Source organism: Intrasporangium sp. DVR, assembly GCF_040365325.1.
Lineage (GTDB): Bacteria > Actinomycetota > Actinomycetes > Actinomycetales > Dermatophilaceae > Intrasporangium.
This window is the reverse complement of record NZ_BAABZW010000013.1, coordinates 147354-170149: the sequence shown is the minus strand read 5'-3', so window position 1 is coordinate 170149 and position 22796 is coordinate 147354. Positions and strand designations below refer to the sequence as shown.

15 protein-coding genes are annotated in these 22796 nt (G+C 71.2%); 10 read left to right on the top strand and 5 right to left on the bottom strand.

All coding sequences use genetic code 11. From position 1 onward, the window contains the following. Nucleotides 1-29: 29 nt before the first annotated feature. Together ABWV20_RS10420 and ABWV20_RS10415 are read left to right on the top strand one after the other, a co-directional pair. The gene (locus tag ABWV20_RS10420) at nt 30-10550 is read left to right on the top strand and encodes a calcium-binding protein (RefSeq protein WP_353355084.1); all 10521 of its coding nucleotides are present in this window, start codon (nt 30-32) and stop codon (nt 10548-10550) included. Between the two features lie 212 nt (nt 10551-10762). Then, on the top strand, nt 10763-11164 hold the full coding sequence (locus tag ABWV20_RS10415; protein WP_353355083.1) for a hypothetical protein: 402 nt from the start codon (nt 10763-10765) through the stop codon (nt 11162-11164). A 186-nt stretch (nt 11165-11350) separates the two neighbouring features. On the opposite strand, the gene ABWV20_RS10410 is transcribed toward ABWV20_RS10415, so the two are convergent. Further along, complete coding sequence (locus ABWV20_RS10410; RefSeq protein WP_353355082.1) at nt 11351-12889, bottom strand: glycerol-3-phosphate dehydrogenase/oxidase; 1539 nt, start codon at nt 12887-12889, stop codon at nt 11351-11353. Next, nucleotides 12886-13500, bottom strand: coding sequence for a TetR/AcrR family transcriptional regulator (locus tag ABWV20_RS10405; RefSeq protein ID WP_353355081.1), 615 nt, complete (start codon nt 13498-13500; stop codon nt 12886-12888). Before ABWV20_RS10405 ends, ABWV20_RS10410 begins: the two co-directional genes overlap by 4 nt. A 45-nt stretch (nt 13501-13545) precedes the next feature. Here ABWV20_RS10405 and ABWV20_RS10400 point away from each other — a divergent pair, with 45 nt between their 5' ends. Together ABWV20_RS10400 and ABWV20_RS10395 are read left to right on the top strand one after the other, a co-directional pair. Continuing rightward, entirely contained in the window at nt 13546-15285 is a 1740-nt protein-coding gene (locus tag ABWV20_RS10400) for an FAD-binding oxidoreductase (protein ID WP_353355080.1), read from the top strand. Continuing rightward, entirely contained in the window at nt 15282-16160 is an 879-nt protein-coding gene (locus tag ABWV20_RS10395) for a diacylglycerol/lipid kinase family protein (RefSeq protein ID WP_353355079.1), read from the top strand. The genes ABWV20_RS10400 and ABWV20_RS10395 overlap by 4 nt, the downstream gene beginning before the upstream one ends. A gap of 96 nt (nt 16161-16256) precedes the next feature. Here ABWV20_RS10395 and ABWV20_RS10390 read toward each other — a convergent pair whose 3' ends face one another. Further along, nucleotides 16257-17141, bottom strand: coding sequence for a LysR family transcriptional regulator (locus tag ABWV20_RS10390; protein WP_353355078.1), 885 nt, complete (start codon nt 17139-17141; stop codon nt 16257-16259). Between the two features lie 81 nt (nt 17142-17222). On the opposite strand from ABWV20_RS10390, the gene ABWV20_RS10385 reads away from it, so the two are divergent. After that, the gene (locus ABWV20_RS10385) at nt 17223-17498 is read left to right on the top strand and encodes a hypothetical protein (protein WP_353355077.1); all 276 of its coding nucleotides are present in this window, start codon (nt 17223-17225) and stop codon (nt 17496-17498) included. 12 nt (nt 17499-17510) lie between these two features. Here ABWV20_RS10385 and msrA read toward each other — a convergent pair whose 3' ends face one another. After that, nucleotides 17511-18188 carry a peptide-methionine (S)-S-oxide reductase MsrA gene (gene msrA, locus ABWV20_RS10380; RefSeq protein ID WP_353355076.1) on the bottom strand — a complete coding sequence of 226 codons (678 nt, stop codon included), beginning with the start codon at nt 18186-18188 and terminating at the stop codon, nt 17511-17513. 170 nt (nt 18189-18358) lie between these two features. Between msrA and ABWV20_RS10375 the strand changes: the two genes are divergently transcribed. Then, the gene (locus tag ABWV20_RS10375) at nt 18359-18643 is read left to right on the top strand and encodes an ASCH domain-containing protein (protein WP_502901778.1); all 285 of its coding nucleotides are present in this window, start codon (nt 18359-18361) and stop codon (nt 18641-18643) included. A 33-nt stretch (nt 18644-18676) separates the two neighbouring features. Here the strand turns inward: ABWV20_RS10375 and ABWV20_RS10370 are convergent, their stop codons facing one another. Beyond that, nucleotides 18677-19057 carry a hypothetical protein gene (locus ABWV20_RS10370; RefSeq protein ID WP_353355075.1) on the bottom strand — a complete coding sequence of 127 codons (381 nt, stop codon included), beginning with the start codon at nt 19055-19057 and terminating at the stop codon, nt 18677-18679. 138 nt (nt 19058-19195) lie between these two features. Between ABWV20_RS10370 and ABWV20_RS10365 the strand changes: the two genes are divergently transcribed. The 4 genes from ABWV20_RS10365 to ABWV20_RS10350 all read left to right on the top strand — a co-directional run bounded on the left by ABWV20_RS10365 (nt 19196) and on the right by ABWV20_RS10350 (nt 22776). Next, nucleotides 19196-19786 (top strand): hypothetical protein, encoded by a 591-nt coding sequence (locus ABWV20_RS10365; RefSeq protein ID WP_353355074.1) that lies wholly within the window; start codon nt 19196-19198, stop codon nt 19784-19786. A gap of 94 nt (nt 19787-19880) precedes the next feature. After that, complete coding sequence (locus tag ABWV20_RS10360; RefSeq protein WP_353355073.1) at nt 19881-20408, top strand: SigE family RNA polymerase sigma factor; 528 nt, start codon at nt 19881-19883, stop codon at nt 20406-20408. Continuing rightward, nucleotides 20405-21640, top strand: coding sequence for a hypothetical protein (locus ABWV20_RS10355; RefSeq protein ID WP_353355072.1), 1236 nt, complete (start codon nt 20405-20407; stop codon nt 21638-21640). Before ABWV20_RS10360 ends, ABWV20_RS10355 begins: the two co-directional genes overlap by 4 nt. Before the next feature lie 122 nt (nt 21641-21762). Further along, nucleotides 21763-22776 (top strand): GNAT family N-acetyltransferase, encoded by a 1014-nt coding sequence (locus tag ABWV20_RS10350; RefSeq protein WP_353355071.1) that lies wholly within the window; start codon nt 21763-21765, stop codon nt 22774-22776. Nucleotides 22777-22796 lie beyond the last annotated feature (20 nt).

The following is a 22796-nucleotide window of genomic DNA, read 5'->3' as shown; positions in this document are numbered from 1 at the left end:
CCGGCGGGGCGCTCTTGGGGGTGCGACCGATGGTGCGCAGGTCTGTCAACCGTCTCATCGCTGCGACTGTGTCGGCGGTGCTGATCACCGGCTGGGGCATGGGGAGCCAGTTCCCGGCCCGGGCAGCGGATCCGGATCCCGGTGTCGACCAGGTGGTCGCCATCCTCGGAGGCGGAGGCGCAGCCAAGGACCTGGCGTCGTGGACGTCCGGGCTGGCTGCGATCGGCGCCTTCGGCAGGCCGATCCCCTTCGTCAGCGCGAGCCCCGGCGGGCTGGCCGGCCTCGACGACCTCGTGAAGGAGGGCGTCGCCGGCACGGTGGCCGGCTTGACCACGTGGGCCGCGCTCGACGCAGCGGACGGGTCCGTCTCCCTGCCGGGCGGCCGAACCGGCACGCTCGACATCGGCCTCGAGGACCTCGCGGACGGCAAGCGCGTGCACGTCGACCTCACCATCACCCGCACCGCGGCGAACCAGGCGCTCACCATCAGCTCGGCGAGCCCCAAGGTCGAGCTGGCCTCCCCCGAGGGGGTCACCGTGTCGGTCGAGGCGGCCCTCTCACTGTGGATCGTGTGGACCGGCCCGACCACGAACCGGGTGTACCTCGCCAGCGACGCCGGCCACGCTCCCCGCGTGGACGTGGACGCGACCGCGCAGCTCTCCGCGTCGGCCAAGGCTGCTCTCGGCATCCTCGACGTCTCGCTCTCGAGCACCGACTTCACCGTCAAGGCCCACGCGTTCGCCAAGCTCAACGACCCCAACAACGACGGCGTCCTGGCGTTCACCGAGTCCGCCCCGGGCGACGGAGAGCTCGCTGCGGATGGGTCGCTCCAAGGACTGGTCAGCGCCGGACTCGACCCCGCAGGCTCACCCGGTGACCCGGGGACAGCCGGATCCGTGGCCGGGACCCTGTCCGTGCACGCCGACCCGAGCGGACTCGGCTCGGCGTTCCCGACGTTCTCGGCCGACGTCACCGTCACGTGGCCCACCATCGCGTCGGGCGACCCGGTGATCTCCGCCCCCGACCTCGCCGCGGTCGTCGGGAAGTTCCAGAACCTGAGCCTGCGCGACCTCGCCGACGGGCTGGCCCAGGTGGCCACCGCGCTGACGGGGATCCAGAAGGCGAAGTTCGACGCCGACGGGTCGGGCCCCGGCACCGCCATCGTCGGAGACCTCGACCTGCCCTTCCTCCGCGGCACGGTCTCGGACGCCGTCAAGGCCAACGAGGTCCTCGTCGACTTCCTCGAGAAGAACGTCGTCCAGGCTCCGGACCCGTCCAAGCCGACCCCACCCGGTTTCGACGCGAGCACCGTCGGCAACCCGAAGTTCACGTCCCTGCAGGACCTCATCACCGAGCTCAAGGCAGCGGGGATCCTCGTCGACGGGCTCGACTGGAGCCCGACCACCGACAAGCTCTCGTTCCACCTGAGGATGACCAAGGCGGCCCCGTCCGCACCCGTGCCCATGGACGCCGGCGCGGCCAAGGTGTCGAAGCCCGGCGCGACCTACACAGCCGACGGGCTGAGCATCTCCGACGGGACGTCGTGGGAGCCCGGCCAGTGGATCGGCATGCGGGTCGTGGCCGGCACCTCGGCCGGCGAGGTCAGCGCCAACACCGCGAACACGCTCACCCTCTCGACCGACTGGATCGGCGGGAAACCCGCCGACACGACACCGTTCGTCATCCTGGGCCCGGAGGCACAGCTCGGGGCCGTCACCTTCGGAGACGGCTTGAGCAAGCTGCCTGCCGGGAGCCCCGCCGACGGGCCCCGACAGGGCATCCTCAAGGCCAACTCGGCCCAGACCTTCGCCACCGTCACGCCGTCGTTCACCGCCGACCTCACCCTCGTCCTGGACCTCCAGCAGCCGCGGACCGGCTCGGCCTGTGTCGGCTTCGAGGGCAACACCAAGCCGTGCCCGTTCACGCTCGAGTCCGGGACCTTCAAGACCCAGGTCGAGTCGCTCCCACTCGGAGCCGACCGGGTCATGATCCGCACCGGGCTGCCGCTGCTCAAGGCCGACTTCCCGATCAAGACCAAGGTGGACCTCACCGCCAACGCCGGCTTCTTCCAGGTCCGCCTCGAAGGCAAGCTCGAGGTCTGCAACAGCTCCGCACCGGCGAACTGCTCCGGTCCCGGGACCGGGAACATGGTGACGATCGGCCTCAAGCAGGCCGGTGACGCGCAGCACGACCTGAGGCTGCGCGAGCTCTTCAAAGGCCTCGTGACGGCGACGCCGACCGGCCCGAGCCAGGCCGGCGACCTGCTCGACGTGGCCGTCAACGTCCGTGCCTTCGGCGACCTCACGGTGTCGGTCCCCGAAGCCAGCGGCTTCTTCCCCGGCGGCGCCACGCTGAGTGCGGGCGCGACGTGGAACGACCTGACGAAGACGTCGGGTGCCGACGGCCCGCAGTTCGACGTGAGTGGCCTCGACCGGGTCTTCGCCCTCGACTTCAAGCCGGGATCGCAGGCAGAGCTCTTCGCCATCGTGCTCAAGACGCTGCAGACGCTCGCCGCCCAGCTCGCCGAGGCGCAGCCCGGCGGACCCACGGGGGTCTTCAGCACGCAGATCCCCGGCACCGGGACGTCCCTGCGCGACCTGCTCCGTCGCGACCTCTCGGGCGTCGGGACCAGCGTGACGTACACCGCCGACACGCTCACCGACACCAGCCGGACCTTCCCGACCGCCCTGGCCGGTCGCGCGGTCGTCGTGGGCACCCAGGTCGCCGTGGTCAAGCAGACCGACGGCGCGAACACGGTCACGCTCACCAAGCCATGGGAGACCCAACCGGCCACCGGCGCTGCGTACACGTTCCGGTCACCGCTCGACGACGCGCTCGACGCGATGTCGGCACACCCGCCCCAGAACATCCAGGACCTCGTCGAGGTCCTCAACACCCGGCTCGGGAACAAGTCCCTGACGTTCCGCTTCCTCGACGACGGCGGGACACCCAGCATCGTCCTCGACTTCGACTGGAACCGCGCCTACACCGCTTCCACACCGCTCCGGCTGCAGCTCGACGGCGTGCCGGCGCTCGTGTCTGCGTCGACAACCGGTGCAGGCAAGGTCGGCGTCGAAGGGACCATCGACGTCGCAGTGGTCGTCCCCCTCCAGGTGGGCCCCGGCGCGACGGACGCGGCAACGCTCAAGGTCCTCGACTCGTCGAAGCTCACGGTCAAGGCCAACGCCGAGTTCACCGGCACGGCTGCCGGGACGCTCGGGCCACTCACGGTGTCCGCAGGCATTCCGAGCGACCAGGCGAAGGCCCGGGCCAACCTCAGCCTCGACCTGGCCAAGAAGACGGCGCCGACGAACACGCCCGTGACCTTCGGGAGCTTCCTTGCCGATCTCGGCGCGACCTTCAACGCGAGCAACGACCCGACGAAGGTCGACTGCGGCCAGGGCTTGAGCACGCCGCTGATGCTGTGCGGCCGCATCCCGCTCTACGCGACCGTGGCAGGCGGCGCTCCGACCTCCCTCGGCACCGCCCAGCTGCGCGTGGCGAGCTCGACCGACCCCGCCGACCTCACCGACCTCGACGACACGCTTCCGGCGCCGGACAGCGTGCCGGAGCTCGAGGCCCCCACCGGCTTGGCCGCCGCCCTCGCCACCGCCATCGCGGACTTCACGCAGATCAAGCCGGGCCTCGACGGCTACCTCGAGAAGCTCGAGCAGGCCATGCGGCTGGCGACCTTCGACGGCAAGCTGCCGTTCGTCGGCAAGGACCTGCAGCAGGGCGCGGACAAGGTCGCCAAGCTCCGTGCGGAGCTGAAGGCCGCGCTCGGCTCGATCCCGGCCACGCCGGCCGAGGCCCGCACCTACCTCAACACGCAGATCGCCAAGGCGATCTCCGACGCCGGGCTGACCAACACCACCGTGAAGGTCGGTTACGAGTGCTCGGCCCGGCTCGAGCCGGCGGCAGCGCCGACCGTCACCCCGACGCCGGCAGACGGTGGCACGGACCACACGTGGGCCTACAAGATCGTCGCCAGCCAGGGTGACGGCACCGGCAACGACGGGGACACCGTCGTCTCCGGCGAAGGGTCCTCGCAGACGACGTGGTCGACCCTCGACAACGACCACTTCAACACCGTGACCTGGCCGTCGGTGACCGGGGCCACGAAGTACAAGGTCCTCCGCAAGGCCGGATCGACGTTCGGCCTGGTCAAGGTCGTCGACGCGACCGCGGGCGCGACCCAGACCTACGTCGACAAGGACCCGGCAGCCCCGGCGACCTACCCGCCGGTCATGACCAAGCCCGACCTCGACGCCTGCGCCGCAGAGGACATCGAGGGCGTCAACATCACCATCGACCTCAACGTCGGCGAGGTCGACTCCACCTTGGGCTGCAAGCCCGGGACAGGGTGCCTCGGTGACGGCCAGACCCTGCCGCTCGACATCGGCATCCCGGGGCTCGCCCTGCGGGCCGGGGACGCCGACGCCATCACGTACGGTCTGGGCCTCCAGCTGCACGTCAGGGCCGGGATCGACACCGACCGTGGCTTCTTCGTCCACACCCATGATGCGGCCGCACCCGAGCTCGGCATCGGGGCCCGTTTCGACATGCCCGCGTCCATGAAGGCCGAGCTGGCCTTCCTCGACATCGACGTGACGAAGAACAACGGCACCGTGCCGCTCTTCGCGGGCGCCTTCATGATCGACGTCAGGTCCGGCGACGCGAGCGAGACAGCCAGCTCCGTCCTCACGATCAGCGACTTCGGCAGCCTCGACCCTTCGAAGCTGTTCGACATCAAGCTGACGGCCGCGATCAAGGCCGACTGGATCGTCAAGGCGAGCGCGTCCTCCGTGCTTCCGGGGGTGCAGACCACCTTCGTCCTCGACTGGGCTTTCACGAACAAGGACCTCAAGAACCTCGGACTGCCGAAGATCGACTTCAAGGCGGTCAAGCTCGACGCCGGCGGCTTCTTCTCGGAGCTGTTGGGACCGGTGCTGAACAAGATCAAGTCGGTGACCGGCCCCATCCAGCCGGTGATCGACACGCTCTATGCGCCCATCCCGGTGCTCTCCGACCTCAGCAAGCTGGCCGGGGGTGGCGACGTCAGCCTGATCACCCTGGCCAAGGCGTTCAACACCCTGGCCGGTGGGCCCGACCTCGAGTTCGTCGAGCGGATCACCGCGCTGGTGACGCTCGTCAACAACATGCCCAAGTGCGGAGGCGGGACCAGCTGCCTCATCGACGTCGGTGCCTTCAGCGTGCCGGGGGACAAGGCCCTGACCACGAGTGTGTCCCCGACGAGCGCCGACTCCCTCGTTCTCAAGGACCCGACGACGAAGTCGGGCGACGCGCTCAAGGCAGAGCTCAACGCGGCGGGCGGCAAGGGCACGGTCTTCGGCACCCCGACCGCCGGAGAGGGATCGGCCAACAAGTCCGGCTTCACCTTCCCGATCCTCGACCACCCCGAGTCGATCTTCGGTGTCCTCATGGGCAGCGACGTGGCGCTCGTCGAGTTCGACAGTGGGCCGCTGACGCTCGGCTTCACGTGGCGCCAGTCCTTCGGTCCGGTCTACGCGCCGCCGCCGGTCATGGTGACGCTGTCCGGGTCTGCCTCGGTCTCCCTGCGGTTCATGGCCGGTCTCGACACCGCCGGCATCCGCTACGCCGTCGAGGCGGCGCAGTCCAAGGAGCAGGTCGACGCCCTGAGGGTCATCGACGGGCTCTACTTCAAGACCACCGACAGCAGCGGCAAGCCCGTCCCCGTCGTGCGACTCGACGGTGAGATCGCCGCCGGGGCCTCGGTGACGGCGCTCATCATCGAGGTCGGCATCGAGGGTGGCCTCCATCTGACGATCGGCTTTCACTGGAACGACCCGAACAACGACGGGAAGTTCCGGGTGAGCGAGTTCCTCAAGGCGGCGATCAACAACCCGATCTGCCTGTTCACGACGACGGGACGGCTCAGCCTCTTCCTGCGCGTCTACATCACGATCGGGTTCTCCCCGTTCAGCACGACGTTCTCGTTCACGCTGGCCGACATCACGCTGCTCGACTTCACCGCTCAGCCGGACTGTGAGCCACCACCACCGCGACTCGGTGGCACGGTGGAGACGACCCTGGTCGTCTTCGCGGGCAAGTTCGGGACGGACGGGGCCAGAGGGGCTCCGTGGGGCAACACCGCGGACACCGAGGCCGACGTGGTCAAGGTGACCCAGCTGCACTTCGCCCAGAAGGCCGGCGACGACGCCGGCACCAACCCGGACTTCGACGGCTTCTCCGTCCAGATGCTCGGTGAGCGTCGCGACTATCTCAACGCCAACCTGGAGCGCGTCATCGTCGACGGGCGAGGATCCGCGGCGCCGCTCATCGTCAGCCTCGTCGGTGACGGCAAGAAGGACGCCGACCCGGCCACACCGACGGCGGCGGCAGACCTCACCGTCTTCAGCAAGGACGCCGTCGCCATCGGCTCTGACCACGCCGACCAGATCCAGACCGGCACCGGCTCGTCCTGGGTCGACGGCGGCAAGGGCGACGACCGCATCGTCACGGCCGACGTCGTGGGCAAGGTCGCCCGGGTGGCTGGTGGTGACGGCGCCGACGCCATCACGACTGGTGAGGGCAACGACTTCGTCTCCGGCGACGGCACGCTCGGCGCGCCAGAGCTCACGCAGACGGTCACGGTCAATGACATCGACAAGAAGAACCACAAGGATGTGGCGACCGTCGAGCTCAAGCAGCTCATCGACTGGACCCAGCTCGCCGGGGACCCCACCTCGGGTTCGCAGGCCGGGACCGGCATCGACGTCATCAGCGTCGGGCTCGGCGTGAACCGCGTCCACGGGGGCGCCGGGGACGACAAGATCGGCGTCGCGGCGGACCGGCCTGACGGCAATGGCGGGACGGTCATGTCCAAGGGCAACACCCTCATCGGTGGCGTGGGCAGCGACAGCATCGCCGGCGGCTCGGCCAAGGACGTCATCTACGCGTCGAGTGAGACGACCTTCGAGGTGGACGAGCCCGGTGCTGCCGAGACCCTCACGACCAAGGACGGCAAGGCGGTCCCGAACATCATCGAGACCGGCACCGGCAACGACGAGGTCTACGGCAGCGAGTCCGAGGACATCGTCACGAGCCACTCGAAGACGACCGAGACGGCGACCATCAGGGGCGGCGGCGGCAAGGACGCCCTGGTCGGCGGCTACGGGACCGACGCGGTGTACGGCGGTCCCGGTGACGACTACGTCATCGCCGAGCCGAGCGAGGTCGGCGCGCGAGGCCTGGACGAGCAGGGCAAGCCGCGCGGACCGGACGTCATCGAGGGCGTCGGCTTCGGCGACTTCCGGGTGGTGCGCCACCTGCCCCTGCCGCCGAACACCTCGCCCTCGGCCAAGACCTTGGTCGGAGGCCTGGGGAGCGACCACATCCTCGGCGGTGACGGGCCTGCCACGATCTTCGGCGACACCCTGCGCAACGCCGCGACGGTCGGTGCCGCAGCCGACGAGACCTGCCGTGACGGGTCGCCAGTCAGCTCCGACCCCGTGCCCGAGGGCACGACGTCGGGCACGGGTGACGGCAACGACCTCATCGAGGGCGGCGCCGGTGTCGACACCATCTCCACTGGCGGTGCGCGCGACCGCGTGCTCGCCCATGGCTCCGACGACCTCGTCTGCGGCCAGCACGGGGACGACGTCCTCTTCGGCGGCGATGGTGCCGACGGCCTGTGGGCAGGGTCAGGAGACGATCGCGCCTACGGTGAGGCCGGCCACGACCGCGTCTTCGGCAACGACGACGAGGACCAGCTCTACGGCCAGACCGGCGAGGACGTCATCGAGGGCAACGACGGCCGCGACCGCGCCAGCGGTGGCGACGGCGACGACCTCGTCTACGGCGGGACGCGGGCGGCAGGCCGGGCAGACACCGGGCCGGCCGGCGACACCGATGCCGGCGACATCCTCTCGGGTGACATCGGCACCGACCGGATCATCGGTGACAACGGCACGGTCGACGACCCGCTGAACCCGAATGACCCGCCGGCCATCCCGTTCGACCTCGACGGCACAACTGCCAGCGCGGGTCGCGGTGACACGATCTTCGGCGGCGACGGCACCGACACCGCCTACGGCGGCCTCGGCCCGGACCAGGTCAACGGCGGCAGCGACGACGACCACCTGGAGGGCAACAACGACTCCGACATCGTCCACGGTGATGGCGGGGAGGACCAGATCGTCGGCGGCTCCTTCCAGCAGGCATCACCAGGGACCGGACGGCCCGACGCGGGCGACCGGCTCCACGGTGACGCCGGGCCCGACCTCATCGCCGGCGACAACGCGGTCCTCGTGTCCGGGGTCATCGACGCCGACACGACGCCCGTGACGCGGGCGCGCGGCTTCGCGTCCAACCACGGCGTGCAGCTGCTCGACCTCGACCCCACGAACACCCCAGGGAACTGGGGCGGGGACGAGATCTACGGCGGCGCCGACGAGGACGTGATCTTCGGCCAGCGTGGCGACGACCGGATCAAGGGCGACGCCGACGACGACTACGCCGAGGGTGGGCCGGACACCGACTGGGTCGAGGGCGACGCCGGAGACGACGACCTCGTCGGCGGCAGCTCCGACCCGTCCGGGGGCACCGGCGAGGCCCGAGCGGGGCAGCGCGACGCCGCGGACGCCCTCTTCGGCGGTCCCGGTGACGACGTGGCCCTGGGCGACAACGGCCAGGTCCTGCGCCCCGAGACCGGTCGGACACCGTCGTCCGTCACCGTGCGGCTCGGCAGCACTGCCGGCACGGCCATGGCGCCGCGCATCATCGAGACGTGGGACCGCAGCATGGGCACCGGCCACCTCGAGGGCCCGCCGGCGACCCGCTACGGCAACGACCGCGTCTCGGGCGGAGACGGCGTGGATGTCCTCCTCGGGCAGGACGGTGACGACGTCATCACCGGCGACGCGCACGGCGACTACGTCGAGGGCAACGGGGGAGTCGACAGCATCTTCGGCGACCTGCCCTTCGGCACGGCTTCCGAGCACGGCACGCCGGCGACCGCGCTGGTCGCCGCGTGGCCGGGCACGCCGAGCGGTGCTGCCCTGCGGGTCGGCACGAGCTCGACCGCCGGCCAGGACGACCTCATCGGTGGCACGCCGACCCCCGGCTACCGCGATGGTGGCGACACCGTCGAGGGCAACGGGGCCGACGACGTGGTCCTGGGCGACAACGGCGCGCTCCTGCGCACCTTGCAGGGCAGCCCGGGTGCGCTGACGGAGCAGGTCTACACGGACCGCTATCCCGACGGCGCCGTCCCCGCGGACGCCACGCGGTCCCGGACGCACGACCCGGCACTGCCCGGGCCGAGCACCCGATTCTGCACGGAGGACCAGGCCACGTGTGACCTGTCCGGAGCCTCCGGCAACGACACCATCTGGGGTGACGGCGGCAACGACGGCATCTGGGGTCAGGACGGCGACGACGCCATCTCCGGTGGTGCCGGCGACGACGACCTCTACGGTGAGCTCGGCGACGACCGGATCAACGGTGACGCGGGTCGCGACGCGATCCTCGGTGACCGCGGTGGTGTCGTCAACGAGCTCCTCAGCCCGGGGGACGAGCCGGCCGAGTTCACCCACGCGCTGTCGAACGTGCCGATGGAGTCCTTCACCGGCTTCCGTCGCGGCGACTACGACCGGCGGGTGGACCTGCTCCACGACGTCGACGGTGACCAGTGGCTCGGTTCGTCGACGAGCCCGTCCATGCCGCACCCCGGTCTCCTCGAGGGCGGGCGTGACCTCATCCGAGGCGGTCCCGACGCCGACACGATCCACGCCGGCTTCGGTGACGACGTGGCCAACGGCGACAGTGGGGGCGACAACGTCTTCGGCGGGGACGGTGAGGACGTCCTGTGGGGCGGCCGTGGCTGCGACCCGGCCCTCGACGCGGCAGCCCTCGACTGCCAGACGGACGGTGCCTTCGACGCGGCAGCGCGGGGGACGAACGACCGGTTCGTCGACCACGTCTTCGGCGGCAAGGGGGAGCCGGACCCGGCCAAGCGGGACATCCTCGGTTCGGACGTGATCGACCTGCGGCCTCGCGGCACCTACCCGGGCGGCTGCGCCACCGGCGACTGGCCGACGACCTCCGGCTCGAAGAAGAGCCAGGTCACGGTCGACCCGTGCCTCTGGTTCGAGATGACCGACACCCACGACGCCGACGTCGCGAACAACAACCACCACCAGGGCACGGACTGGCTCTACGGCGGTTGGGACCGTGACGTCATGCAGGGCGACGTGGCGGCCAACGGGCCGAACCCCGGCGACCGCCTCATCGACTGGAGCGGCGTCTACAACCTCTACACCCACTGCAACGCGGCCTACGGCGGCTTCAACGACATCCGCCAGATGTCGCCGGACCTGCTCACCTTCCTCCAGCGCCTTGCCTGGGCGTCGGGAGCGGGCCGCGAGGCCACGGACGTGACCACGTCCGGCACCTCGGCCTTCGTGGAGCTGGCGCTGGTCTACACCTCCGACATCAACGGCCACGGTTCCGGCTCGGCCTACCCGACGACGCCGGGACACTTCGAGGAGGTCGCCTGCCAGCCGTGACCGTCCGCGGAGCGCGACCGCAGTGACGTGCGCAAGCCAGCCCAGCGGCATACGGATCATCCCGTATGCCGCTGGGCCCGGACGTCCTGCCACCTTCGTTCACGTTTGTATCCGTTTGTCAGACAACCGGATTCGATGTGAACCCGGCGCAGCCAGCCGTCGTCTCCGTTGAGGACCCGTCCGGGTCGCATCGCCAACGAGGGGGTTTCGACATGTCCAGATTCACCGTTCGAGCGGGTGCGGCACTCCTCGCCGCGGCTGCGCTCTCCTGGCCGGCCCTGCCGGCCAACGCCACGGTCCACGAGATCGTGGCGCAGTGGTGCAGCGGACAGGATCCGCTCGCCCCGCCCGGCATCACCGGCGGCAGCTCAGCCGACAACTTCGCCCAGCCCCTCAACGCCAACGGCTTCATCGGGGAGCCGGTGCCCTTCGTCGGCCCTGCCGGCCCAGGCCTGCTCGTCGACTTCAGCTTCGACCACCCGGCCTCGAAGGTCCAGGGAACGGGGCAGTACGTCGTCATCGGCTCGACCCCGGCCGGGCCGCTCTACCTGCAGCTGATCGAGCCGGACCCGAGCTTCCCGGCCTTCCAGCACTGCCCGCGGCTCGCTGGGTGATCGGTGGGGGTGGATCGGGCGGGGGCCCACCGCGAGGGGGCCCGGGTCCGATCTGTGGTGGCCGATCGGGTGGGCGCCCACCGCGAGGGGGGCCCGGGTCCGATCTGTGGTGGCCGATCGGGTGGGGGCCCACCGCGAGGGGGGCCCGGGTCCGATCTGTGGTGGCCGATCGGGCGGGGCGATCTGTCAGGCCCGCGCGTGCTCGGCGGCGAGCGCCAGGACGCGGTCGGCGACCTCTCGTGCGGCGTCGACCGCCTGTGCGTCGAACGAGATCCGGGTGCGCCGCTCGACCAGGTCCGCTGCGGTGAGGGCACCCTCGTGCAGCACCCCGAAGAGCAGCTCCACGCCCAGGGTGGGGCACGTCTCGCTGACCGGACGCATCAGCTCCGGGTGGACGAGCCCGAGGGCCGCCACCTCGGTCGCCTCGGTGCCGTAGCGCCGCACGAGGCGTTCGGGAGCCGCGACCCGGGACAGCACCTCCCGCGAGGCGGCGCCGAGGAGGGGGAGGGAGCGGGTCCGGCAGCCGGCCGTGGAGCGGGCTCGGCGGCATACGGCATCGACGGTGGCCTCGGCCATCTGCCGGTAGGTCGTCAGCTTGCCCCCCGTGATGGTGACCGGACCCCCGGGCTGGTCGACGAGGAGATGCCGGCGGGAGATGTCGGCGCTGGGGCCGCCTCCGGCGGTGGTGACGAGGGGTCGCAGCCCGGCATAGCGCCCGACGACGTCCGACCCGGTGAGCGGCTGCTCGAGGACCTGGTTGATCGTGTGGAGGAGGAACCGCGTGTCGTCCGGCGGCACGTCCGGGGCCACGCCGTCCACCTCCTCGACCGGCTCGTCGGTGAGGCCGATGATCACCAGGCCGTCCGGCTGCGGCATCGCGAACACGAAGCGACCGAAGTGACCCGGGACCGGCGCGGTGAAGATGGCTCGCGGGCGGCCGACCGCCTCGCTGCGGACGACGACGTGCGAGCCCCGGCTCGGCTCGATGTGCACGGACGGCTCGTGGTCGCCGGCCCAGACGCCGGTCGCGTTGACCACGTGGCCGTGCGCCGTGAAGGACACGCCCGCCAGCTCGTCGCGCAGCGTCACCGTGGTGTCGGTCAGCTCTGTCGCGGCGCAGCGCGTCACGACATCGGCTCCGTGGGCGACCGCCGTCCTGGCGATCGCCGTGACCAGCCGGGCATCGTCCTCGAGCTGGCCGTCCCAGTAGAGGATCCCGCCGCGCAGGCCGTCCTGGCGCAGGCCGGGCGCCATGACGAGGGCCTCGGACGCGCTGATGCGGGACGGCCTCGGGAGCAGGTGTCGCGAGGTGTGGGAGGCCAGGCGCAGTCCGTCAGCCAGTCGGATGCCGGCCTCGACGAGCAGCCCCAGGGATGGCGGCGTCGAGCCGTCGAGCGGCACGATGTTGGCGGCGGCGTGCGTGAGGTGGGGCGCGATGGTCGTCATCAGCGCGTGTCGCTCCCTGGCCGACTCCCAGGCAATGCCGACATCGCCCTTGGCGAGGTAGCGCAGGCCGCCGTGGACGAGCTTGCTGCTCCAGCGGCTCGTCCCCGCGGCCAGGTCGACCCGCTCGATGAGCGCGGTGCGCAGGCCACGAGAGGCTGCGTCGAGGGCGACTCCGGCACCGGTCACTCCGCCGCCGACGACGATGCAGTCGTAGCGGCTCGTCGCCAGGCTCTCCAGCGCCCGGGTCCTGCTCCGGCGGTCGATGACAGGTGCATTCATCGCGCGTCCCCATGTCCGTGCTCGGGGTGCGAGGCAGGCGCGAGGTAGTGCGACACGAGCCGACGCACCTCCCCCAGGACGGCGGCCCGGTCGTGGTCGGTGGTGAGGATGCGCATCCCGACGACGAACGGTGTCATGGCCTGAAGCAGCACGCGTGCCGTGAGGTCCGGGTCCGGGGCGACGATCGACCCGTCCGCGACCCCGGCGCGCAGAGCGGCGCTGAGCGAGTCGAGCGCGAGCAGCTGGCTCCGGCCGTATCGGTCGACGAGGTAGGGGAGCAGCAGGTCGGGGTCATGTTTGAGCAGCGCCCCCACGAGCGGTGCTTGGCTCAGGGCGTCCACGAGCGCGACGGCCATCTCGACGACGGTGTCTCGGCCGGTCCGCGGCTGCGCCCTGGTGGCGACACGCTCGGCGCACTCCTCCATCGTCCGGGTGAACTCTGCGACGAGGGCGTCGAGCACCAGCTGTCTGATCGTGCCGCCGCGCCGGTGCACGGTGATGCGTGACACCCCGGCGCGGTGGGCGATCGACGTGGCGGTGGCCCGCCGGACGCCGTAGTCGAGGACCTCGTCGCGGACCGCGGCGAGGAGGGCGTCGTCGTGACTCGTCATGGTCCCCACTGTACCGATGTAACAAAGTATGTAACAGTGTTTCACATGACGGATATCCTCACGCACTCCATCCCGCGCTCCGTGTGGCACGGGTGGGGGGACCCGACCGAGCGACCGACGCTCAGCGACGACGTCTGGGCGGAGCTGTCCGCGCGGGTCGGCGCGAACCGTAAGGGCTTCACGCCACCCGTTCCCATCGACGCGGTGCGGCTTCGGCCGTCGAGGCTGGCCGATCCCGTGCTGGCCGCGCTCGTGGACGCGGTGGGACCCGAGCACGTGCACACCGACCGCACGTGGCGGATCGAGCACGCGGGCGGGAAGAGCTATCCCGACCTCTATCGCCTGCGCACCGGCGACGCCTCCCAGGCCCCTGACGCGGTCGTCGTGCCGGGGTCGGCGGCCCAGGTGGGCGACGTGCTGCGAGCGTGTGAGGAGCACGGTGTGGCGGTGGTCCCGTTCGGCGGCGGGACGAGCGTCGTCGGAGGTGTCGGCGCGGCGCCGGAAAGCACGGGTGAGCCGGGCCGTGAGCGTGCGGTCGTCACCCTGGACCTGCGCCGGCTCACCCGCGTGATCAAGGTCGACGCAACGAGCCGGCTGGCCACGCTGGAGGCAGGTCTCCGCGGACCCGAGATCGAGCAGGCCCTGCGCCCGCACGGCCTCACCCTGGGCCACTACCCCCAGAGCCATCAGGAGGCGACCTTCGGCGGCTACGTCGCGACACGGTCGGCCGGCCAGGCGTCCACGGGCTACGGCAGGGTGGACGAGCTCGTCGTCGGCGCGCGGGTCGTCACCCCCAGGGGTGAGCTGGTGCTCGGCGGTCGGGCGCCGGCGTCCGCCGCGGGGCCGCGCCTGCTCGACGTCGTCGTCGGTAGCGAGGGAACGCTCGGCGTCATCACCGAGGCGACCGTCCGCGTGGCACCCCTGCCGACCGTGAAGCGTCACGGCGCCTGGTTCTTTCCTTCCTTCGCTGCGGCGACGACCGCCCTGCGCACCCTCGTCCAGTCCGTCGGTCACGGCGGGATGCCCGACGTCTGCCGCCTCTCCGACGAGGACGAGACGCGTGTCAACCTCACGCTGGCCGGAGCGACGGGCCAGCGGCTGCTGCAGTACGCGGACCTGCGGGGGACGGCCACGCCGGCCCTCCTCGTGCTGGTCTGGGAGGGCACGGACCGGGCCGAGGTCCGGCACCGCCGGACCGCAGCGGGCCACGTCCTCCGCCGATCCGGCGGGCGCCGGCTCCCGACCCAGGTCGCTCGGGCCTGGGAGCGGTCGCGCTTCTCGGGCCCCTATCTGCGTGACGAGCTGATGGACCGTCGGGTCCTCGCCGAGACCCTGGAGACGGCGACGACGTGGGACAACCTGAGTGATCTGCACGCCGCCGTGTCGGCAGCCATCAGGGGTGCGCTCGAGGTCGACGGCCGGCGCTCCGTCGTCATGTGCCACGTCTCGCACGTCTACGCGGCAGGTGCCTCCCTGTACTACACCTTCCTCACGGCGCAGGCGAAGGACCCACTTGCGCAATGGCGTTCGGTGAAGACCGCCGCCTGTGACGCCATCATCCGCGCCGGTGGCACGATCACCCACCATCACGCGGTGGGCACGGACCACCGTGCGCACCTCGCCGCCGAGATCGGGCCGCTCGGGGTCGGCCTCCTCCGCGCCGTCAAGGAGCAGCTGGACCCTGCCGGTGTCCTCAACCCGGGCAAGCTCATCCCGGACCTGCCGACGCGCCCGCACCTCGCGGAGACGTCGCCGCAGGCGCAGCACGCTCGGGCGGGAGCATGAGCGGACCCACGTCCGACCGCACCATCCTGGTGGTCAGCCCCGTCTCCGGCGGTGGGCGTGCGCTCCGAGCGTCACGTCACGTGCATGACATCCTCGTCGCCCAAGGGCGTTCGCCGGAGCTCGTGGTCACCGACAGCGGTGACCATGCTGAGTCGGTCGCTGCCGAGGCTGGCCCGTCAGACCTCGTCGTGTCCTTGGGTGGGGACGGACTCCACGCGCGGGTGGTCGCCGGTGCCGTCCGCGGCGGAGCGGTCCTGGCGCCCCTGCCGGGTGGCCGCGGCAACGACTTCGTCCGGGCCCTTCGGGTGCCGCACGACGCGCGGGCCGCCGCGCAGGCGCTGTCGGTCGCGACCGAGCGCAGGGTCGACGTGGGTCGCGTCGGGGGCCGTCACTTCGTGGGCGTGGCGACCGTCGGCTTCGACAGCGTCGCCAACACCATCGCCAACGAGACGACCTGGCTCGCAGGCCCGCTGGTCTATGCGTGGGGTGGCGTGCGCGCTCTGCTCGCCACGCGTCCCCGGACGTTCCACATCACGGTCGACGGGGAGCACCGCACCCTCGTGGGCCTCAACGTCGCCGTCGGGAACTCCGGCAGGTACGGCGGGGGAATGCGCATCTGCCCCTCTGCCGAGCTCGACGACGGGCACCTCGACCTCGTGACGGTGGCCGAGGTGTCACGGACCGCCTTCGCGCGGATCCTGCTGCACACCTTCCCCGGGACTCACCTGTCCCGTCCCGGAGTGTCCACCGGCCGCGCTCGCACGATCCACATCGACGCAGACGAGCCGCTCGTGCTCTTCGCGGACGGCGACCCGGTCGCAGTGCTTCCGGTCGAGATCACCTGCGAGCCCGGCGCGCTGCGGGTCCTGGCCTGAGGCGGACGGCGTTTCCCCGGGGAGCCGGCCCAGCGGCATACGGCGTCGGGCCTGCTCGCCCGCACGCCACTCGGCCCGGACCTGCCGACCGGGCACTCAGCCGATCAGCTCGAGGAGCAGCTCGACGGCGCGGTTGGCGGCGCGATGACTGCCGGGGTCGCGCACCACGGCCGCGATGTGCCGCACCGGCTGTGGTGCCGCAATGGGCAAGGTCCGCACCCGGGAGTCCGTTGGCGACAGATGGGCCGCGAGCCCGGGGATGACGGTGATCCCCACCCCGGCCCTGACGAAGGCGATGGCTGTGTAGTGATCCTGGGCCTGCACGGCGAACCGAGGCTGGAAACCGGCGGCCTCGCACGAGGCCGCGAGGATCTTGGAACAGATGGCCTGGGGCAGGTCGTTGCTGATCCACGTGTCGCCCTCGAGCTCTGCCAGCGTCACCTCGGACGCGTCGGCGAGGGGATGGTCCGCCGGGAGCAGCGCGACATAGGGGTCGACCGCAAGGGGGATCCGCCGGGACCCGTGCGGGTCGTGGGCTCCGGCGACCTCGACGACGATGTTGAGGTCGAGCGGCGCGCCTCCGCGTCGGGGGATCTCGTTGAGGACGAGCTCGAGGGTCAGGTCGGGCATCTCCGCGCTGAGCCGCCGCGCGAGGTTCGGCATCCACTCGGCACCGGCGGAGGCGAAGTAGCCGATGGTCAGCCGGCCGGAACGCCCTTCCCGGAGATCGGTGACCACGCTGTCGAGCTTGCTCAGCTCACCCATGAGGTCGTTCGTGTGGACGACGAGAGCGCGGGCCGCGGCCGTGGGGGCGAGGCCCCGACCCTCGCGTTCGAAGAGGGTGAGCCCGGTCTCCTTCTGAAGCGCTGAGATCTGCTGGCTGATGGCGGAGGGGGTGTACCCGAGGTTGTCGGCGGCCGCCTGGATGGATCCGCTGGCCATCACCGACCGGAAGACCCTGATGCGGTGGGTGTCAAGCATGAGCTCATCATATAGAAGTTCTTAACCGTGGTGCAGAAAACATCGCTTGTGCTGAAGCGTTCGATGTCGAAGGATGGAGACATGACCACGACATCCTTCCCCTCGCTCGCCTCGCTCCGCGCTCTGTCCGCCAGCCGCCGCCGCGGCTTCGTCGCGGGCTCCACGTGGTCCCTGGTCGTGGACCGCGACCTGGACCGGATGGCCGCCGAGCTGCTCGTGCTCTCACACGCCGACACGGAGCGGCTCACCACGAGCCCCGCGTCGGTGGCCCGGCCGGTGGCCCTCCGAGAGCGGGTGGCCCGCGCCCTCAGCTCAGCCCGGCACGCAGGGACGACGCCGCGTCCGCGGGCGAGCTGAGCGGCGCACGGCCTAGGGCGCCGGCGGCGCGACGTCCTGCTGGGCGGGCAGCTGGTCCTGGCGCACGATCCCGACGGGGCACGTCATCCCGTTGGGGCCGTGGTTGCAGTAGCCGCCGGGGTTCTTGTGCAGGTAGCCCTGGTGGTAGTCCTCGGCGAGGTAGAACGGGCCTGCGTCGTCGGCCGAGCGGATCTCCGTCGTGATCTCGCCGTAGCCGTTGGCGTGCAGGACCGACTGGAAGGCGTCCCGGGTCGCGAGCGCTGCCGCCTCCTGCTCGGGCGTCGTCCAGTAGATCGCGGAGCGGTACGCGGTGCCGATGTCGTTGCCCTGCCGGTTCGCGGTGGTCGGGTCGTGGTTCTCCCAGAACTCCTTGAGCAGCTGCTCCGGCGAGGTCCTCGTCGGGTCGTAGACGACGCGCACCGTCTCGGCGTGGCCCGTCAGGCCGGTGCAGGTCTCCTCGTAGGTGGGATTGGGCGTGTAGCCGCCCATGTAGCCCGCTGCGGTGTTGACCACACCCGGCAACCGCCAGAAGATCCGCTCGACGCCCCAGAAGCACCCCATGGCGACGTGGAGCACCTCGGAGCCCTCCGGCCAGGGGCCCTCGAGGGGTGTCCCGAGGACGACATGGTCGGGTGCGAGCGTGAAGGGGCGCTGGTCGCGCCCCGGCAACGCCTCGTCGCGAGCGGGCATCGTCGTTCTCCTGCCGAATCCGAACACCATCCCAGTGTCACACCCTTCCCGTTGACCTGACCGTGCGCTCGTGCAACGTCCGGCGAGGCTGCCGTATGCCGCTGGGCTCGGTCCCGGACGAAGGCGGGCTCGGGCGCGGGTCCGCTGCGCGGCGGACGTAGTGTGGCGAGGTGATGTTCAGCAGGGACCTTCGCGACGCCGTGGCGCGGGGCGAGATCTGCGTCTCGATCCGGCTGTGGAGCCGTCCGCAGGTCAAGGTCGGTGGCCGCTACCAGACGTGCGGCGCGCTGATCGAGATCGACTCGATCGAGGTCCTGCCCTTCTCCGCGGTGACGGAGGAGGACGTCCGCGCCTCGGGAGAGGCCGACCGAGAGGCGCTCCGTGCCCGGGCCGCGCACTCGGGTCCGATCGGCGAAGGGACTCTCGTCCACCGGGTCGAGTTCCATGTGGTCTGAGCGGTCGTGGGACGGGCGGCTCCCGGTGGCGCGCTACAGGTCGTCGGGAGACATCGCGTAGACGCCGACCTGCCGCCCCTCCAACCGGTCCACCCGCACGCGGCCGGAGGGGCCGCTGCCGAGGACGCCGTCGCCGTCGGCCAAGACGCTCCACCCGGCCTCTCGCACGACCCGCGCGTAGTGCTCGACGAAGGCTCCCGGGTCGGCAACGGTGACCGTGTCCGTGCAGCCGATCCCGGTCGAGGGCCGGAGCGCCACCTCGACACCGGCAACCGGCGGAAGGGCGCGAAAGGCCTCCACGATCCCGGGATCGCACGCCGTGTCCTCGGAGGCGCAGCCGACCAGCAGCGGTAGGGCGATCGCGGTGGTCGCGATGGCCCGACGGGCGACCGTTGCAAACCCTGCACTGACCATGGCGCGATGGTACGGCCGCGGCGGCCGCACGCGACCGACAACTCGTCGGCTCGACGGCTGAACCTGGGAACGGCCTCACGGCGTTGATGAGGTGAGGGTTCAGGACAGACGCTGAACCGGGGGGAGAGCGAGGCGGACATGGCCATCGGAGCACCATCCAGTAGGTGGCGAAGGGGAGTGCGGCTCCTGGTCGGGTTGGGGGTGGCCGCCGGGTTGGCGCTGGGTTCCACGGTGGCACTCGCCGGGGACGGGGACCACACCCACGACCAGGGCGCCGAACAGGCCGAGCTCGCTGCCGTGCGCGCGGCGACGGCGCGGTTCCACCGGGTGGAGGAGGCCGTCGCGGCCGGCTACGAGCTCGGGTGGGTGAACGGCGCGGGCGTGCGGATCATCACCGGCTGCGTCTCGCACCCGACGAAGGGGGCGATGGGCTACCACTACTTCAACCCCGAGCTGATGGCCGACGACGACGTCAGCGCAACCGAGCCGGAGGCGCTGGTCTATGCGCCGGCCCCGGACGGCGGGTTGCGGCTCGTCGCCGTGGAGTGGGTCGTCCGCAGCCTGCAGTCCAACCCTCCCGGGGTCGGGGCGCCGCCGTCGGTTCTCGGGATGGAGATGCACATCCTCGTCCCGCCCCCGGGACCGGCGTTCTACCTCGCCCACGCGTGGGTGTGGGGTCACAACCCGGACGGGATGTACGCGGACTGGAATCCCGACGTTCGGTGCTAGGTGCACAGGCGGCCGCGCCCGGGGGGATCGGCGAAACCCATCCGGGCGTGGTCGCCCTCCCCCATCCTGATCTGGAGAGCGAGGAGGCGGTGACATGCTCCAGGAGGACGAGGAGCGGTTCGTCGACTTCGTGCGCGCGCACAGCGCGAGGCTGTTTCGCACCGCCTACCTGATGACGGGCGACTACCAACGCGCCGAGGACCTCCTTCAGACGACCCTGATCCGGATCTACCAGCGGTGGACCCGCGTGGATGCGATGGAGCGACCGGCTGCGTACGCCCGCACGGTGCTCGTGAGCCAGTCGGTGTCGTGGTGGCGTCGGCGATCGTCGCGGGAGCTGCCCGTGGGCGGCGGCGAGGAGCTCGGCTGGGCGGGTCGGATCGACGAGGTGCCGGAGCACCAGCGAGTCTGGCAGGCGGTGCTGAGTCTTCCGCCCCGGCAGCGCGCCGTCATGGTTCTCAAGTACTACGAGGACCTGTCCGAGGCAGAGATCGCCGAGGTCCTGAACATGGCACCCGGAACCGTGAAGAGCCACGCCCACCGGGCCGCCCGGCAGTTGGCGCTGCTGCTCGGAGAAGCCGTCGTGACGCCGACACAGACCGTGGAAGGGGCGACGTCATGAGCGTGGACCAGCAGCTGCGGCAGGCCGCCCATCGTGTCGCGGACTCCGTCGTCCCGCCCGAGGTCGACGTCGCCACGGTCCGCGCACGGGTGCGCAGAATCCGTCACCGGACCGTGTCGGTGGCCCTGACCGCTGCGGTGGCTGCGGCGATCGTGGTGGGCGCGGCGCTCGGTGCGGGACGCGACACGAGCGCACCGGTCCTGCCGGCGCAGCAGCCACGGCAGAGTGCGACGGCACGCACGCCGCTGCAGATCTGGGTCGAGGGTCTGCCCGACGGTCCGGGCCCTCTGCTGGCGTTCGCGCGTGACGGTGTGCTGCACGTGCGAGGTGTGGAGGTCTCCACGCCTCGGCCGGTCGTCGCGATCCGAGCCCGGCGAGACGTCGTCGCCGTGAAGCTGGAAGCGGCCGCGGCCAGCCCGGCCCGGTGGGCGCTGGTCCGCGGTGACCGGCTCGAGGCCCTACCGACGCCCGCGGACGCGGACCTCGAGCTGAGTCCCGACGGCCGGTTCGCGTCCTGGGAAGCCACCAGCATGCGCGGCCGGGACAGCACCCGCTTCGTCGTGTGGGACACGACGACGAACGAGCAGGTGGCCGCGCGCGACGTGCCTGGGCGGTACGGAGTCACCCCGGGCGACGGGCCCTACCTGCTGGGAGTGGGATCGGACGGGATCGCCTACTGGCTGCGGGAGGTGGCCGACCCTCAGGTCACCCGCTGGGACGTCCGGGCCGACACGGTTCGCCCGACCGACGTGACCTACGACTCCGCGCTGCCGTTGTACCCGCAGCTCGCGGCCCTGGGCGAGGTGTGGCTCGGCCTCGACGAGAACGTCCTGTCTCCCGATGGCACGAGGCGGGCCTTCACCGCGACCACGCCGCAGGACCCGCCCGGGTGCTGCGCCCGCCGGCTCAGGGTCGGCCCGTTGCGGCCGGTCGAGTCGATGGAGCTGTCCGACATCACGACGCTGCAGCTGCCCGAGGGGATTCCCCACAAGCCCCTCTTCAGCTCCTCCATCGACTACGGGACGCCGTTCGTGTGGTGGGAGACCGACGACAGCCTGCTGCTGGAAGCCGTCGTCGAGGGGCGCAGCCACCTCGTGCGCTGCGCCACCACCGACGGAGCGTGTGAGCGAGTCGTCGACCTCGGACGAAGTCCATGGCGGTTCGGTGGAGAGGCCCCCGACCGACCGAACTCGTGGCGCGACGACTGGATCTTCCCGGGATCGGAGCTGTAGGGCGCCGACTGAGCCGGCACCCGCTGCACGGCGCGGTCCGGCACCCGGAGAGATGCACCCGGAGAAATGAATCCGGAGAGATATCGGTCGCGCCCCAGGCGCGCGGTGGCCAGACTTGACGGGTGAGTGAAGCGTTCGAGCTCCGGCCCCTGGACCCTCTCGACGACTCCCTGCGCGCCGATGCCCAGGCGTGGGTCGAGGTCCACTGTGCCGTGCAGCGTGAGCTCTTCGGCCAAAAGGGGAGCGCGTGGACCTTGCCCGAGATCCAGGCGATGTTCCGCAAGGTCGACACCAAGCGCATGGCGCTCGCGGCATGGGTCGGGGACCGGATCGTCGGAGCCGTCTCGATCATGCTGCCGATGCTCGACAACCACACCCTGGCCCTGCTCTTCCCGGCGGTCTTGTCCGAGCACCGTCACCAGGGGGTCGGTTCCGCCCTGGTCCGGGCCGCCGAGGAGGTGGCGGCCCAGCACGACCGGTCCACGACCGTGTCGGAGACCGAGTGGGCTGCTGAGGGGGCCGACATCGGCGAGAGCTTCGCGCAACACCGCGGCTACGTGGTCGCCCAGACCGTCCTCCGCAGCGAGATGGCACTCCCGGCGGAGCGACCGTCCCTGCAGTCCCTCGTCGACGCACCCGGGGCGCCCGACCACCTTATCGAGTCCGTGGTCGACGACCTGCCCGAGTCGTGGCTCGAGGACCGTGCCCTGCTCCAGCAGCGGATGAGCACCGACGCACCGCACGACGACATGGACTGGCGCGAGGAGAGCTGGGACGCGGACCGGCTCCGCGCCGAGCATGCAGCGACTCGCTCCGCCGGTCGCAGGGTCATCGAGTCCGTCGCGCGCCACGTGCCTTCGGGCCGTCTCGTCGGCTTCACGCGGATCGAGGTCTCCGCCGAGCAGCCGGGCCTCGGCTACCAGCAGGACACCCTCGTCCTGGTCGAGCACCGGGGGCACTCTCTGGGCGCGCGTCTCAAGGCCGCCAACGTCCTCGCCCTGATGGAGGCGCTCCCCGAGGTGGCAGCGGTGCGCACGTGGAACGCTGCCTCGAACGACCACATGCTCGCGGTGAACCGAGCGCTGGGGTACCACGTCGACGGCTACAGCCGGCTGTGGCAGAAGCGCCTCGGCTGAGTCCAACGGCGCGAACTGCA

Excerpts from the sequence above, each read along its gene's own strand:
- ABWV20_RS10415 (WP_353355083.1), top strand. The coding sequence starts at position 10,763 with ATGTCCAGATTCACCGTTCGAGCGGGTGCGGCACTCCTCGCCGCGGCT.
- ABWV20_RS10365 (WP_353355074.1), top strand. The coding sequence starts at position 19,196 with ATGGCCATCGGAGCACCATCCAGTAGGTGGCGAAGGGGAGTGCGGCTC.
- ABWV20_RS10370 (WP_353355075.1), bottom strand. The coding sequence starts at position 19,057 with ATGGTCAGTGCAGGGTTTGCAACGGTCGCCCGTCGGGCCATCGCGACC.
- ABWV20_RS10400 (WP_353355080.1), top strand. The coding sequence starts at position 13,546 with ATGACGGATATCCTCACGCACTCCATCCCGCGCTCCGTGTGGCACGGG.
- ABWV20_RS10420 (WP_353355084.1), top strand. The coding sequence starts at position 30 with ATGGTGCGCAGGTCTGTCAACCGTCTCATCGCTGCGACTGTGTCGGCG.
- ABWV20_RS10390 (WP_353355078.1), bottom strand. The coding sequence starts at position 17,141 with ATGCTTGACACCCACCGCATCAGGGTCTTCCGGTCGGTGATGGCCAGC.
- ABWV20_RS10405 (WP_353355081.1), bottom strand. The coding sequence starts at position 13,500 with ATGACGAGTCACGACGACGCCCTCCTCGCCGCGGTCCGCGACGAGGTC.
- ABWV20_RS10385 (WP_353355077.1), top strand. The coding sequence starts at position 17,223 with ATGACCACGACATCCTTCCCCTCGCTCGCCTCGCTCCGCGCTCTGTCC.
- ABWV20_RS10395 (WP_353355079.1), top strand. The coding sequence starts at position 15,282 with ATGAGCGGACCCACGTCCGACCGCACCATCCTGGTGGTCAGCCCCGTC.
- ABWV20_RS10410 (WP_353355082.1), bottom strand. The coding sequence starts at position 12,889 with ATGAATGCACCTGTCATCGACCGCCGGAGCAGGACCCGGGCGCTGGAG.
- msrA (WP_353355076.1), bottom strand. The coding sequence starts at position 18,188 with ATGCCCGCTCGCGACGAGGCGTTGCCGGGGCGCGACCAGCGCCCCTTC.
- ABWV20_RS10355 (WP_353355072.1), top strand. The coding sequence starts at position 20,405 with ATGAGCGTGGACCAGCAGCTGCGGCAGGCCGCCCATCGTGTCGCGGAC.
- ABWV20_RS10360 (WP_353355073.1), top strand. The coding sequence starts at position 19,881 with ATGCTCCAGGAGGACGAGGAGCGGTTCGTCGACTTCGTGCGCGCGCAC.